We start from the raw sequence: 14387 nt of genomic DNA, 5'->3' as shown, positions 1-14387 counted from the left end.
CACATCATAAAAATCATGTAGAGAAATAATCTTAAAACCAAAAAAATCTAAACTACTTAATTAAAAGTATTTTCTAGACAAAACAATATATGACAAATTATGATCACAGTTCCAAAAACGATAAGGTTCTAACAATGTTTAAAAATATGGCAGCTGATCTAATGGGAACCAGTGATATCGGTAAGATTATTGAACCTAGAGATTATGATAAGACGGATATTGATGACTATATTTTCCATGAAGACAATGAAAAAATTTTCTTTTTGATCAAAGCAAAAACCGACGAATACTGCTTTACCAATACCGCTTTCATTCATCTAGATGGTACAAGTGCGGTCAGCAAAAAACGGACGTTGAATCGCTATCCATATAAACACTATCAGATTAGTCGGGTGCTTCTAGAAACAGCAGGTACAATTGATCGGGACGTCGAAATCAAATTCCAACTTGGTGGTGCAAGTTATTCAATTGATATTGAAAAATCACAAATCGAAAAGGTACGAGATTTATATAAAGCTCTATTTAGTATTGGGGAAGCATGCAAAGAAATTGAACGTCAAATAAATTCGCTAGTCATCACTCAACAAGCTGTGAATAACATGTTTTCTCTGCGTGAATTACCAGAACAAGTGTTGTTAAACCTCCCTGATATTATTTCTCAGACCACCATTCAAGTTGAAAATAAGTTTACTGAACGTCGTAAACAAATTGAGAACTATGATTTCTCTGCAATTTTTGAGCGTTACCTAAAACAATAATAGAAAAAATCCCCACTAGATATGCGGGGATTTTTATCTTAATCAATGATATAAGCTATGGTTGTCTAAAATCTTTTAAACCATTTTGAATTTGCTGCTGTAATAGCAAAATATCATTCAAATTGACTTTAATCGAACCATCACGAATGCCATCAATATTGTTGCGATTTATATTAAGTGGCTCTAATATTTTAAATACACCATTAGTTGGATCAGATGATTGAAAACCTGAAGCCACCGCTAGAATATACTCTTGTAACCCAGGTGAAACTTGAGATAAGCCTGACTGCACCTTTGGTTCAAATTCAACTGCACTAATATTCTCAGGAATTCCTGCATTCTGCATATCAGTATGGGTTTTATAAATACGATGCTGAAGTGCTTGACGTACCTTTTTATCTTCTTGAAATGGAGTAGGTCCTACGACTTCTTCACGTAATTCAGATTCAGCCATAATACGAATGGTTGGTAAAGTTGCAACCTCTTCGGCATGTACTGCTGAAAATCCAACCAAAGTAAATGCCATCATCAGCGCTGATCGTTTTAGAAAGTTCATCACTTGCTCCAAAAATCATTCACCTTAAATATTGAATAAAAATAACTATAAGCTTAAGCCTACAACAAAGTAATATTGAATTCTGTATCACTCTGATAAACGGTAAATTTCACCAAAATTTTAAACGAGAAATCAAATTTATCCGTATTAGCGATCATGTTTAATCTTTGTAAAGATCGCCATACTTAAGAGAAAAGTCCTCGCTTCTACTTAGATTTTTCATTATGGTCTTTTAAATATTGTATGAATATCAATTATTTTTTTAAATTTTAAACTTAAATCATTAGGAGAACTGGATGTTTTCAACTCTAATTAAAATGACTACAGCGATATCAATTACAGCATTATGTTTAACGGGATGCGCAACCAAAACACTGATTAACAAAGACAACAAAACCTATACTCGAACAGAACGTGTCACTTTAGTTGAAGACAATGTGGTTGCTTTTGGGCGACCTGCGCAAACATCGTCAAATTTACCCAAAGACAGTATCGTGATTGCAGGGAAAAAAAACAGCTATATTTTGACTCAAGGTGGTTCTCAATTTGTGAGCTTGATCAGTAAACTTGATGCTAAAAATATCCAAATAACACGGGACTTGAGTTTTTATTCTGAAAAGAATGATGGTAATTTTTCAGGTACATTGCCACTTTCCTATATAAAACTTAAAGAAGATTTAAGCAAAAAAGATCTAGAGTTCTTTATTGAAAATGGCGCAAAAGAATGTTCATCCTCAAGCGATGAGCGTATGTATGCACAGCGGTTCTGTTTTGATATTAAGCTTGCTGGTGTCGTATACCCTGCTGCAAATAATCTCACCTCATTAAAAGCATTAAGTAAGCCTTACCAAGTCTCTATCTATACCAATAAAGAAGAAAGTTATAAATCAAAATCAGGTATGAATCCTTTAGAAAAACTGGTTTTACTGCCTTTTGCTGTAGCGATTGATGTGGTGAGTTTACCGTTCCAAGCAGCGGAAAAGATTTTCGACTAAAGTTGATGTTACAATCAAGCAATGATTCACAGGCTGAATCATTGCTTGATCGAACTACAATTCTTCATCTAATACTTCAACATTGTTTTGCTTAATTTTATCTATCTTCTGATTTAATCTGAGCACATCTTGATAAAGTGCATTAAACTTTTTCACTTGTATTGTTTCTTGAAAAAGAATCATTTTGTCTTGTTTCTGCCATGGGTAGGTTCTCAACATATCGAACATTGCCTGTGCTTTTTCTATAATTTTCTGTTCAATCGGGAAAATATCATGTGCTTTATCTACTTTAAGGTTATGTTCTAATTTAACTTGTAAGGATTTTCTCATTTCATTATGAATAGCCAAACTTTTTGCTTGTTTAAGTGAATCGGTCTGTATTTGTTGCCGTTTTCGTTCATATTCAGCCGATATTTTCCGAACCTCGCGAAGCATTTGTTCTGTTTCTTTATAAGCTTGCTGACGATCTTGATCCAAACGCTCTACATCTAAAAAAGTATCCCAATTTGCTGCTTTGAGTTGCCTTAAATAATGATTTCGCGCTTCAACATTTTGCATCCAATAACTAAGTAGAAACTCGGACATCAACTTATAATCACCTGACAAACGATCATCATGTACATTCAGTTGCACAGGTTTTGACCAATCTTGCGCTTGGTCATAGAGCTCACGCATTTTTTCAGCCATAACAATTTCAAACATTTGTTCAGTATTGGCTGCTTTTTGCTGCACACGATATTGATAGAAAAAGAAAGTACTTATACAAATTACAATGACTGCAAGGAATAATAGAAAACGGCGCATACAGCCTCCAATCTTAATTATATTTTTTATGTTCTGAATTTAAGTTTAATCAATCAAACATAGGCTGTTAATTGATTTTTATTTCATTTCTCGTAACGGAGCATTACATTTTCATCGCTTTAAATTTCGTACTTACGCCCCTATTATCAAACCAACTAAAATTGTAGAGATATACCATGCGCGTAGATATTTGGTCAGATGTGGTTTGCCCTTTTTGTTATATTGGGAAAAAGCGTCTTGAACATATTGCTGAACAAGCAGGAATTGAGCTTGATATTCATTGGCATAGCTTTGAACTCGATCCAGATGCTCCAGCTAAACACGAGACTTCAAATACGGAGCGCTTAGCAAAGAAATATGGGCGTAGCTTTGCTGAAATGGAAGAAATGGAACGTAATGTCGCTGCTATGGCAGCAGTTGAAGGCATCGACTTCCAATGGCAAAAAGCCAATTCAGGCAATAGTTTTAATGCTCATCGGATCATTCATCTTGCTCAAAGTAAAGGCTTAGGTAACGAAGCAAAAGAAGCCTTTTTTCATGCTTATATGACTGAAGGTCTTGCAATTGGTGAACGTGAAGTGGTTGAAGAAATCGCTTCACGGATTGGTCTAGACCATGCTGAGGTTGAGTATGTGCTGGATTCAGATGAGTTGGCAGATTTTGTGCGTCACGATGAAAAAATTGCACGTGAGCAATTGAATGTTACTGGCGTGCCTTTTTTTGTCTTTGATCAAAAACTAGCACTTTCAGGTGCACAACCGCGTGAGATTTTCTTACAAGCATTACAACAAGCTCAATCAGCATCTACACAAGAAATCGAGCAAACCAATGCAGCTCAATGTAACGATGATCAGTGTGACATTCATCCCTAACTATTTTTACTAAATCACAAGCTTCAAGATTAATTTGGAGCTTGTTCAGGACATTTTCAAAAACCACAATTCTTATGCCCTCACCTATTATCCCAAAAAGAATACCGCTTATCTGAGCAGAAAATCCTGTAACAAAGTAACCATCTTTATTGATCAACTTTTAACTCAACAATATGCGACTTGAGTCACATATTGATGATATATTTATAGATATGTTTTCGCATAACTATCTATTTATCCGATTTATTGTTTTACGGTGTTGATATTTTGAAAGCCAAAACATGATCAAAATCTCTATTTGGAATACCTAAATGAGATTTTTTACTAACTTGCAGTCTATAGATTTTGCATAGTTTTCTTCTATAATCGTCATAAAGTGACATTCTTTTGTTATGAAAATTCAAGAGTTACAAGCCCTAATAAATGGTCAGATTCAACCCGAACAAATATGCATTGAGCAACTTGTAGCTTTGGCTAGACAGCATAATTTGACGAATACACCTGAATACAAACTGTTAGATGATGCTGTGAATATTGTACTTATTTATTATTTAAAACAGGCTCAAGCCTATCTCTAAGGAAACTATCAATGGACGTATTAGAGAAAGCATTATTGGTTGATGAGCTCAAACATCTGATTGTTGGGCTAAACAACGATAAAAACTCACTTTTTGAGATTGCAAAATCAAAGCAACGTATTAAGGATATTTGTTCTTCTTGTGACGATCCATTGTTTCAAGAACAACTCACTCCATTTAAAGAATTTATTCAACAAGAAGAATTTCCGGCTGAAGAATTAGAAAGCTTTGGGTATGCACTCACTTATCGCGGAACATTTAAATTTATGGGGCGTGTTGAACATGCTTTATTTGCATCAGGCGACATGGGATGGGCAGCTTTACGTCAGTCACAGCATTGGCAAATTTGGGTTATTCGCCCTGCATTGTCTTTTATAAAGAGCCCTTGGTTTACATCTACTCGACAAGCACTTGAATGGATTCAAACGAGCACAAGTGATTATATAAAAACAGATGATGAACTCAAAAGCCTTATTCCTGTTTTAGAGCCAATTCATCAAAGTTCAACAAATTTATCATTAGATTCAAATCAGACAATTCACAAGGACAGATTATCTGCTATGAGAGAAGAAACTGCGAATTTTGAAGCACAACTCGAAGCAATTATTCAGGAAAGAATTCAATCTGTACCCAATACTCCAACACCAAGTATTTCAACGGCCGCAAAGCCTAAACCAAGTTTTAGACAAAATGTGCGTCCTGTTGCAAATCTAAATAAAGCTAAACCTGTTGCGCTAAAAGATTTTAATTTAGATGGACTCGTATGTCGCTTAGAGCGTATCGATCCTAAAACATTTCCATCTTTATATCGTGTAGAGCTACACGATGAGATTGATCAAAATATTAAAATTGATTGGTTATATTTAAAAGCTGAGAATGACGTTCAACCTGTTTGGGAAACAGCTCAAATCTTTGTTGCTGAACAGCTTTATGCTCAAGGACAGTTTTCACATTATGTCGTACTTATTGGTACTCATAGTGTCGAATATGCTGCAACAATCTTACAAGCTTATACAGACCAACGTCATACTCAAACAAGCTCGATTCATCAAACAGACTGGGTTATTTTTAAACAACACTACCACCAACATGAAACACTATTTAATGAATGTATCATGAATGGTAGTCAAGTTTGGCAGCGTAATGAGCGATCTTACCCTTATATTCCTGCTGCCTTTATTAACACGCAAAAGTTTATTCCTTTTGAAGAAACAGCAGCGACTTTTCTGACGCCAGTCATCCTACTCAAAGAGCGTCAAAAAATCAGAGTGCTACACGGCGCAGAACGGGTAAAATTATCGAGCGAAGATCAAGCTTATCCGTATCTATTGTTAGATCGTGCAGACGGCTATACATGGCAATTAATACGTCAAGTGATTAGCCGTCTCCCTCAACCAATTTCAGTTCATGATCTCTATCAAGCACTCGAAAATGCAGATGTTTCAGCGACCTAAATATCCATTTTTAAGATACATCTAATCCACCATCAAACTTGTGATTGCTTATTGCAAGTTTCATGGTGGACTTTCATAAATACTCATTCAAATTTTCAAAAGCATTGTTAAATTGCTGTTTTTTGTGTCTTTAGCTTGATTTTATTGCTTGAATAATCAAGAATTAAATGAAGAAAAATATATAAGTTTTAACTATGACGACTTTAAATCAAACGGTACCATCATATATTTTATATACGCTCATTGCACTTCCATTCGGTTTATCAACAACTGTTAGTGCAGCAACTAAACTGGTTGAACAAACTGAGAATAATATTCCCAAAGCGGAAACATCAAATCAAGAAAACTTCTTAGACTATATTCCTAAATGGGTAGATGCGAGCCCCACCGTTCTTCCTGAACAATCTGATCAATCTATTGTTCCTCCAACCGCTGAAACTGAGAATAAAACATGGGTTGATCGTAAACAGCGTGATATTCGCAACTGGGCTGATCGAACCTCGGTTAAGATTGATGACTGGTTTGGTGATGTCGACCCTGAAAAACCAGCTTCAGCAACGATTCGTTTTATGTTGGACAATTATTGGAATGAATATGATAACTATGAAGTTAAACCTCGTATTCGAGGAAAAATCAAACTTCCAACTTTAGAAAAAAAACTTAGCTTAGTTTTTGGTGATGATTCTCTAGATGACGAATTTAAAAATAATATTGCCAATACCAATACACAACCAAATCAAGATCCAAATAAAAAACTTGATTCTAAACAAACACGTGACAGCAATGGTTCTCTTGCATTACGTTGGTCTAATTTTTCCAAAAAACTACCATTTGAAACAGATGCAGATATTGGTATTCGTTCTGGTGATGATGTTTACTTACGTCTAAGAGCTGAGAAGCATTGGGATTTGCACAATGATTTCCACTTTAATGCTGAACAAATCTATCGATATGGTAGTCAAAGTGAGAACTATTTGCGTACAAATTTAGAATTGATACATGCTCGACCCAACCAACCTTTTCTTTCAAATCAATTCAGTTTAACTTACGCTGACAAGCAAGATGATGATTTGTTATGGGACAATCGAATTTTCCGCCAACACAAATTCTTTGCGCATAACAATTTTAATTACGGTCTCTATACAGGTGGCTATTACAACAATAATGACTTACGTCTAAATAGTTGGGGGCCTTTTGTTTCTTGGAGACAACCTTTATGGCGTGAGTGGTTCTATGTACAAGGTGATCTCAACTATTTCAATGATCATCGTTCAGATCGCAGTCATTTCGTTAGTACTTTCGTTCGTCTTGAAACCCTATTCTAAATTCATTTAAATGATCTGAATGCTCAATTTAAATTTAGATTGAGCATTTTCACTTTTAAACAATCTTATAAAATAAATAATTAATTAAGCTTTGATTATTATTATTTGATTCTTTAATTTTTCTTTTATGCATGAATCATCGATACGCCATACTTGTGTATGTTTTGATTATAGGAAATCTATATTTAGCTTACCTACTGCTCCCCTTTTTTCCTTTTTTGATCCCAATCAATAGACATCATACGCATCTTGCTCATCAATCTTTTTTACAGCCACATTCGCAAGTACATCATATTTTAAAATGTACGGCTATGATTACAGATGAAACTTATGCAGTCAGCAATGATCAACAACTTGCCGATGAACTTATGCAGGTTTTTGGTCATGACACTTTATGGCAACGTGCTCAACAAACTCAACCGCCTAAAAAACTAGGCAAAAATACCAAGCACAATGCCCACAAAACAATTCCCACGCCGAATCCACTCAGCGCAAGTTGGTCAACCATTTCTAATCTATTGCCCTTTCATAATGATCTAGATTTAGGATCAAATTCAGATACAGATATTTATGTCCAATTTCTAGCAAAGAAAAACTGGATCTTGCATTCAGGGCTACGGCTCAATACAACTCAAATCTTTCGTTACGGTTCAAGCAGTAAAAACTATGCGGAAACCTACTTAGATTTAACCCAAAAATTTCAGCAACAAGCACAAATTTCCACGCAATTTAACTTTTCTAAAACTCAAGACTCAGAATATGTATGGAGTAATCGCACTTTTCAGAAATTAAATCTATTATCTCAAAACAATCTCACCTATGGAATTTTGAGTACAGGTGATTATGAAAACAAGGCGCTTCGTGTGAATGAGTGGGGGCCATATTTTTCTTGGAAAAGACCAATTTGGCATAATTGGGTCTTTATGCAAAATGACATTAATTATGTAAACATGCCAACGAGTGAACAAGGATATTCTTTCAACTATCAAATGAAGTTTGAAGCACAGTTTTGATCAAAAGACCAACACAACTGTGGATAACTTAAATGTTATCCATAGATATAAAAAACCTCTGCCGAAGCAGAGGTTTTTAGGTCAAATCACTTATTGTAATAACAAGCTGTTGATACGTTTTACATAGGCTGCTGGATCTTCTGGTAAGCCACCTTCAGCAATTACCGCCTGATCAAAGATCACATTCGCAAGATCATCAAACTGTGCAGAGCTTTCTAATTTTTTCACCAATGGATGTTCTGGATTGATCTCTAAAGTCGGCTTGATTTCTGGCACAGCCTGTCCTGCTTGTTTCAGCATACGGATCAGTTGCGGAGAAAGTTCACCCTCACTCGTTACCAAACATGCTGGTGAATCAACTAAACGCGTCGTAACACGCACTTCTTTGGTTTTGTCTTTTAACGATGTCGTTAAGCGGTCCACCACAGGCTTGAACTGCTCAGCCGCTTGTTCTAAAGCCTTTTTCTCTTCAGCATCCTGCAAGTCACCAAGATCAACAGCGCCTTTAGATACGTTTTGTAGTGGCGTACCATCAAACTCAAAGACAAAATTCATTGCCCACTCATCAACACGATCTGCCATGAGCAATACTTCAATACCTTTTTTCTTGAATACTTCAAGTTGTGGCGAATTTTTCGCGGCTGTAAGATTATCAGCAGTCACATAGTAAATCGCTTTCTGCCCTTCTTTCATACGTGCTTTATAGTCGGCAAATGAAGTCGAGATTTCATCATTGCTAGAAGTTGCATAACGCAATAATTTCAAGATACGCTCACGATTACCCGTATCTTCGCCTAAACCTTCTTTTAACACCGAACCAAATTCAGTATAGAAAGCTTTGAATTTCTCTTGGTCTTTTTCATCTTCCGATTTTGCCAAGCCATCCAGTAAGGTCAATACACGACGTGCATTACCTTCACGAATGGTTTTTACATCACGGCTTTCTTGAAGTAATTCACGACTGACATTTAATGGTAAATCAGCACTATCGACCACGCCTTGTACAAAACGTAAATAGTTTGGAATGAGGTTGTCTGCTTCATCCAAAATGAATACACGCTTCACATACAATTTGATGCCCGCTTTTGCTTCACGTGTAAACAGATCTTGTTTGGCTTGACTTGGGATATACAATAATTGCGTATATTCAGTGCTACCTTCCACGCGGTTATGCGCCCATGCCAAAGGCTCTGCAAAATCGTGGCTCAGGTTTTTATAAAACTCGATGTATTGCTCATCAGTGATTTCACTCTTATTACGTGTCCATAACGCACTTGCTGAGTTAATCGCTTCCCATTCATCCGTCTTCACCATTTGACCGCCTTTCGGTTCTTCACCTTCAGCGACTTCTTCCTCTTGCCACACTTCTTTTTGCATTTCGATTGGCAAACTGATGTGGTCAGAATATTTATTAATGATTTGTTTAACTTTCCACGACTCTAAATAGTCGAGTGCATCATCACGTAAATGCAAGATGATATCGGTACCACGGGTTGCTTTCTCAATCGTTTGAACTTCGAACTCACCTGTACCGCCACTGATCCAACGTACACCTTCAGCAGTCTCTAAGCCAGCGCGGCGTGATTCAACCGTAATTTTATCGGCTACAATAAATCCAGAATAAAAACCCACCCCAAATTGACCAATTAACTGTGCGTCGGCTTTCTGATCACCACTTAACTTTGACATAAAATCTTTAGTGCCCGATTTTGCAATCGTACCAAGATTCTCTATCGCCTCTTGCTGGCTTAAACCAATACCATTGTCCGAAATCGTGAGTGTTTTATTCTCTTTATCCAAGCTCACACGAACATGCAAGTCGGCATCATTTTCATAATATTCAGGGTGATTAATCCCTTCAAAACGTAACTTATCGCAAGCATCCGAAGCATTTGAAATCAGTTCACGTAAGAAAATTTCTGGGTTGGAATACAGCGAATGTGTCACCAAATGTAATAACTGAGCAACTTCAGCTTGGAAACTATAATTTTGTGCGACTTGTTCACTCATAAATCACTCCTTATCTTGAGGTTTATATATTTGGAATGATTTATGAATGGTGCATATCTTGAATATTTCAATCCTTGTGTTTTATTTTTTCAGTTAAAAAATGCACAAAAGAACAATTAGAATGGTCCTTGGCTCAATATACGTGTTTGTAGAAGTTGATCCAATCGCTGTTGTCTTTGCGCATAAGCACGACGAAGACAGGGAGTATTTGCTGCACATGAATTACGCTGTTTCAACCATTGGAATTGCTTATCTTTTTCTGCATCACGTCCTCCCATAGGGAGTGCGTGCAAAATAATCTGGTAAGTTGTTGCCAGTTTTACATCTGCATCATTTAAACCAAGATCGTTACAAATCTGTTGTTCCGATTTTAATTTTGCAGCTTTGCATGGGAAACTAGCGGCATGGGTTTGAGATAAAATGAGTAATGGCATAAGAAATAATGCTGAGCTTAATAATTTTTTCATCACCGATCACAACTTATTAAAAACTAGTTCTTAGCTTACCGCACGCTCTGTTTCAGGCTTGTATCTGTTTTATATTACGATTGCAAAATAAAAAACCTCACGATTTGTGAGGTTTCTTTAAATCTAAATCGCCTTAGAACTTATAGCTATAACCCAAGGTATAGACCATAGGATTAATATCTAAATCCGTCAGCTTAGTTCCATTAATTTTAACTTCTGGGCTTAATTGTGCGTAACGCGCGTCAAAGAAAACACCCCAGTTCTTTGCATCAGCAGGTTTAAAATTAAAACCAATTTGACCTGCAAAACCAAAATCTTCTTTGACTGATAAATCTTTACCAGTCAATCCACCTGTTGTTTGTTCATCCCAAGCAAGAAATGCTGAGCCACCAACACCGATATAAGGTGTAAAACCTGTTGAATTCTTCAAATTATATTTGAATGTTATTGTTGGTGGTAAATGCTTAATTTTCGCTACTTTCTCACCATTTAGCAAAACATCATGTGCAATAGGTGTTGCAAGTAATAGCTCTGCTGAAAATGGCGTATCACCAAAGAAATATTCTACTGAAGGTGTAAAAGCAAACTCATTGTCACCTTTTAAGGTACCTACACCCGCAATTTTTGTTTCATCTGTTGGCGCAATAACACTACCACCGACCTTAACCTGAAAACCACCTGCAAACGCAGTTGATGATAACCCCAATAATGCAACAACTAATACATTTTTTAGCATTTAAACAACCTCTTTTAAAAAATTATGTTCTTGTTCAACATAATAAACACGTGTTTTTACATTATGCAATACATATTAATTCCAACCTTTTTGATTGATTTTGTAATATATTGAATAATAAAAAAATATATTTGTTAAAATATGTAATATAAAATAATTCAGACCAATTCAATCAACTTAAATCATTATAAAACCTAGTATTTTTATCAAGATTTATTGTTTAAAATTTAGCTGAAGTTTTTGAAAAAATAAAATTAAGATTAATTTAAAAATTAAATTACATATAAATTTCTATTTAGAATATATTATAAAATTAGATTAAAAAACAGACAAAAAATGTCACTTCTTGATATTTTTTATACTCAACAAAAAAGGCTCATATTGAGCCTTTTTATTATAAAACCATTGCTGCGATCCAGCCAAAAATAAGTAGCGGGATATTAAAATGTATAAATGTTGGCACTACAGTATCCCAAATGTGATCATGTTGACCATCTACACCTAGTCCTGCTGTAGGTCCTAATGTTGAATCTGAAGCAGGCGAACCTGCATCACCTAATGCAGCAGCAGTGCCAATCAATGCAATTGTTGCTAAAGGTGAGAATCCAAATTGTACGCAGAGTGGCACATAAATCACTGCCAACACAGGCACACTTGAGAAAGATGAACCAATACCGATCGTGACAAACAGGCCAATAAATAGCATCAAGAACGCAGCTAAAGCATGATTATCACCAATAATATGTACAACTCCATTCACTAGATGAGCAATGTCGCCTGTATGCGTCATGACTGAAGCAAAACCTGCCGCAGAAATCATGATAAAACCAACTAAGGCCATCATCCGCATCCCTTGCACAAACACATCATCGGCTTCTTGCCATTTAAAGATGCCAGAAGCGGATAACACAGCAAAACCAACAAGACCACCTAAAATCATCGAACCTGAATACAACTGTGCGACTAAAGTTAAACCGATTGCAAGTAAAGCCATGAGCATGGTTTTTTTGGAAATATAAGGTACATTTTCAGCTTCATGCTTCAACTCTTCAGCATCCACCTTGAGGTCATATTCAGCTTGTGTTGTTGCTCGTAGTGGTTTATCCAAATCAATGCTTGTAACAGGTGAAATTGATCGATCAACATATTCACGCGGCTTACGATAACTAATAAACACAGCGACTAAAGTACCTAAAACCATACCCAAAACAGGTATCGCCATGCCCATAGGCATCATGCCACGTTCTACATGCAAACCATATGCAGCCCCAATCTTATTGATATTTCCCATCAAAATTTGTTCAAGGAAAATGGCACCAAAGCCCACAGGTAAGAATATATATGTTCCAACTAAACCCAACGTCAGTACACATGCTGCCGCACGTCGATCAAGCTTGAGGTGATTCATCACTTTTAACAATGGCGGAACCAATACAGGAATAAAAGCGATATGAACTGGGATTAGATTTTGAGAAAAAATTGCAGCGATGAGTAAAATCGTTAATAAAAGATATTTCACTTTTTTTTCTTGATTTTTACTGGCTTCCATTCCTAATAAACCAATCAATTTATGTGCAAGTAAATCTGGTAAACCAGATTTAGATAATGCTAAGGCAAAAGCACCTAGAACAGCATAAGCCAAAGCAACTTCAGCACCATCTCCCAATCCTGCATTAAAAGCTTCTACAGTTTGAGAAAGGCTCAGTCCAGCAACCAAACCACCAATAATGGCTGATATGACCAAAGTGAGAACAACAGAAACGCGTGCCAGTGATAAAATAAACATCACGGCAATCGCAATTACGACAGCATTCATGGACAAAATTTAGGAGCAAAAAGAAAGGCGACATTCTAGCAGATTCATTGTATAGAAGCTGAAAATGTCGCCAAATTGCAATCTGTTTTAAGTGATTTTTATTTTGATTAATCCGCTAAAGCCTTAAACAGTCTGGCGTTTTACAAAATGACGGATTAGTTCAGCAATTTTGGTTGGCTGACTTAGAACCGCCCAGTGATTGGCATCAAGTTCAACATATTCAAAGTTTTCAACCCATTTTGGCATCGATTCTGTAATGTACTCTGGGCTAACAAATGCATCGCGTTTTAATACAATTGCCTGTACAGGACATTGAGCATAGCGTTGGCGTGGTTGAGTCAGTGAAGGAATAAAGTTAGCACGATACAGATTAATACCGTATTTACCATCTGACACAATATTTGCATTTAATGGCAAGTTTTGTTTTTTCTCTAAGCCACTTAAAATCTTCCCCCACTTTTCTGGACTAAAGAAAGTCCATACGGTTGGAGCAACTAATGGCAAATGGAAAGCACCAATATACCAAGATTTAGTCAGCATTTTCAGTACATTACTTGGTGCAGATTTAAACTTTTCACGCAAATATAAAGAAGCATGATCCAAGCAAGGACCTGAGATTGTTGTATAAGATAGTAAACGGCCTTTTAACTTAGGTTCAGTTGCTGATTCCCAAGACTGTAAAGAACCCCAGTCATGCGCTGCCATATGGAAATTGCGGTTGGGTAACACTTCATCAACGACTTCTTGCAAATCCAAAGATAAACGCGGTAATCGATAGTCTTTAATACGCTTTGGAATTGATGACAAACCTGCACCACGAACATCGTAAGTAACGACATAATAGTCATCAACCAATTGCTCAATAATCGGCTCCCATACTTCCTGATTATCTGGATATCCATGTACTAACACTAATGGTGTTTTCTTTTCATCACCCCATGTTTTGACACAGAGGCTTTGTTGGTCAGAAGTGGTTACTGTTTTTACTTGTGCTTGCATAATT

General features: G+C 36.3%; 14 protein-coding genes. 7 read left to right on the top strand and 7 right to left on the bottom strand.

Features of this window, described 5'->3' with window-relative positions:
- Positions 1-134 precede the first annotated feature (134 nt).
- The gene (locus tag O1449_RS01410; RefSeq protein ID WP_269229002.1) at positions 135-758 is read left to right on the top strand and encodes a PH domain-containing protein; all 624 of its coding nucleotides are present in this window, start codon (positions 135-137) and stop codon (positions 756-758) included.
- Between the two features lie 55 nt (positions 759-813).
- On the opposite strand, the gene O1449_RS01405 is transcribed toward O1449_RS01410, so the two are convergent.
- A complete protein-coding gene (locus tag O1449_RS01405) occupies positions 814-1314 on the bottom strand; it encodes a hypothetical protein (protein ID WP_269229003.1) in 501 nt (166 codons plus the stop codon).
- A 296-nt stretch (positions 1315-1610) separates the two neighbouring features.
- On the opposite strand from O1449_RS01405, the gene O1449_RS01400 reads away from it, so the two are divergent.
- On the top strand, positions 1611-2309 hold the full coding sequence (locus O1449_RS01400; protein ID WP_269229004.1) for a hypothetical protein: 699 nt from the start codon (positions 1611-1613) through the stop codon (positions 2307-2309).
- A gap of 54 nt (positions 2310-2363) precedes the next feature.
- Here the strand turns inward: O1449_RS01400 and O1449_RS01395 are convergent, their stop codons facing one another.
- Positions 2364-3113 carry a hypothetical protein gene (locus O1449_RS01395; protein ID WP_269238950.1) on the bottom strand — a complete coding sequence of 250 codons (750 nt, stop codon included), beginning with the start codon at positions 3111-3113 and terminating at the stop codon, positions 2364-2366.
- A 176-nt stretch (positions 3114-3289) separates the two neighbouring features.
- Here O1449_RS01395 and O1449_RS01390 point away from each other — a divergent pair, with 176 nt between their 5' ends.
- The 5 genes from O1449_RS01390 (at position 3290) to O1449_RS01370 (ending at position 8355) form a co-directional block, all read left to right on the top strand.
- Positions 3290-3985 (top strand): DsbA family oxidoreductase, encoded by a 696-nt coding sequence (locus tag O1449_RS01390; protein WP_269229006.1) that lies wholly within the window; start codon positions 3290-3292, stop codon positions 3983-3985.
- Between the two features lie 392 nt (positions 3986-4377).
- Complete coding sequence (locus O1449_RS01385; RefSeq protein WP_269229007.1) at positions 4378-4563, top strand: hypothetical protein; 186 nt, start codon at positions 4378-4380, stop codon at positions 4561-4563.
- Positions 4564-4574: 11 nt separating this feature from the next.
- On the top strand, positions 4575-6017 hold the full coding sequence (locus O1449_RS01380; protein WP_269238949.1) for a hypothetical protein: 1443 nt from the start codon (positions 4575-4577) through the stop codon (positions 6015-6017).
- A 194-nt stretch (positions 6018-6211) separates the two neighbouring features.
- A complete protein-coding gene (locus O1449_RS01375) occupies positions 6212-7342 on the top strand; it encodes a hypothetical protein (protein WP_269238947.1) in 1131 nt (376 codons plus the stop codon).
- A 131-nt stretch (positions 7343-7473) separates the two neighbouring features.
- The gene (locus O1449_RS01370; RefSeq protein ID WP_269238946.1) at positions 7474-8355 is read left to right on the top strand and encodes a selenocysteine synthase; all 882 of its coding nucleotides are present in this window, start codon (positions 7474-7476) and stop codon (positions 8353-8355) included.
- A 90-nt stretch (positions 8356-8445) separates the two neighbouring features.
- Here O1449_RS01370 and htpG read toward each other — a convergent pair whose 3' ends face one another.
- From htpG to O1449_RS01345, 5 genes are all read right to left on the bottom strand, one after another.
- Positions 8446-10365 (bottom strand): molecular chaperone HtpG, encoded by a 1920-nt coding sequence (gene htpG, locus O1449_RS01365; RefSeq protein ID WP_269238945.1) that lies wholly within the window; start codon positions 10363-10365, stop codon positions 8446-8448.
- A 116-nt stretch (positions 10366-10481) separates the two neighbouring features.
- Entirely contained in the window at positions 10482-10832 is a 351-nt protein-coding gene (locus O1449_RS01360; protein ID WP_269238944.1) for a lysozyme inhibitor LprI family protein, read from the bottom strand.
- 133 nt (positions 10833-10965) lie between these two features.
- Positions 10966-11568 (bottom strand): OmpW/AlkL family protein, encoded by a 603-nt coding sequence (locus O1449_RS01355; RefSeq protein ID WP_269229013.1) that lies wholly within the window; start codon positions 11566-11568, stop codon positions 10966-10968.
- A gap of 394 nt (positions 11569-11962) precedes the next feature.
- Complete coding sequence (locus tag O1449_RS01350; RefSeq protein ID WP_269229014.1) at positions 11963-13384, bottom strand: Na+/H+ antiporter family protein; 1422 nt, start codon at positions 13382-13384, stop codon at positions 11963-11965.
- A 123-nt stretch (positions 13385-13507) separates the two neighbouring features.
- Complete coding sequence (locus O1449_RS01345; protein ID WP_269238943.1) at positions 13508-14383, bottom strand: alpha/beta fold hydrolase; 876 nt, start codon at positions 14381-14383, stop codon at positions 13508-13510.
- Between the last annotated feature and the right edge of the window lie 4 nt (positions 14384-14387).

Source organism: Acinetobacter sp. TR3 (assembly GCF_027105055.1).
Lineage (GTDB): Bacteria > Pseudomonadota > Gammaproteobacteria > Pseudomonadales > Moraxellaceae > Acinetobacter.
This window is presented reverse-complemented; position numbering and strand designations above follow the sequence as displayed.

Excerpts from the sequence above, each read along its gene's own strand:
- O1449_RS01410 (WP_269229002.1), top strand. The coding sequence starts at position 135 with ATGTTTAAAAATATGGCAGCTGATCTAATGGGAACCAGTGATATCGGT.
- O1449_RS01405 (WP_269229003.1), bottom strand. The coding sequence starts at position 1,314 with ATGAACTTTCTAAAACGATCAGCGCTGATGATGGCATTTACTTTGGTT.
- O1449_RS01400 (WP_269229004.1), top strand. The coding sequence starts at position 1,611 with ATGTTTTCAACTCTAATTAAAATGACTACAGCGATATCAATTACAGCA.
- O1449_RS01395 (WP_269238950.1), bottom strand. The coding sequence starts at position 3,113 with ATGCGCCGTTTTCTATTATTCCTTGCAGTCATTGTAATTTGTATAAGT.
- O1449_RS01390 (WP_269229006.1), top strand. The coding sequence starts at position 3,290 with ATGCGCGTAGATATTTGGTCAGATGTGGTTTGCCCTTTTTGTTATATT.
- O1449_RS01385 (WP_269229007.1), top strand. The coding sequence starts at position 4,378 with ATGAAAATTCAAGAGTTACAAGCCCTAATAAATGGTCAGATTCAACCC.
- O1449_RS01380 (WP_269238949.1), top strand. The coding sequence starts at position 4,575 with ATGGACGTATTAGAGAAAGCATTATTGGTTGATGAGCTCAAACATCTG.
- O1449_RS01375 (WP_269238947.1), top strand. The coding sequence starts at position 6,212 with ATGACGACTTTAAATCAAACGGTACCATCATATATTTTATATACGCTC.
- O1449_RS01370 (WP_269238946.1), top strand. The coding sequence starts at position 7,474 with ATGAATCATCGATACGCCATACTTGTGTATGTTTTGATTATAGGAAAT.
- htpG (WP_269238945.1), bottom strand. The coding sequence starts at position 10,365 with ATGAGTGAACAAGTCGCACAAAATTATAGTTTCCAAGCTGAAGTTGCT.
- O1449_RS01360 (WP_269238944.1), bottom strand. The coding sequence starts at position 10,832 with ATGAAAAAATTATTAAGCTCAGCATTATTTCTTATGCCATTACTCATT.
- O1449_RS01355 (WP_269229013.1), bottom strand. The coding sequence starts at position 11,568 with ATGCTAAAAAATGTATTAGTTGTTGCATTATTGGGGTTATCATCAACT.
- O1449_RS01350 (WP_269229014.1), bottom strand. The coding sequence starts at position 13,384 with ATGAATGCTGTCGTAATTGCGATTGCCGTGATGTTTATTTTATCACTG.
- O1449_RS01345 (WP_269238943.1), bottom strand. The coding sequence starts at position 14,383 with ATGCAAGCACAAGTAAAAACAGTAACCACTTCTGACCAACAAAGCCTC.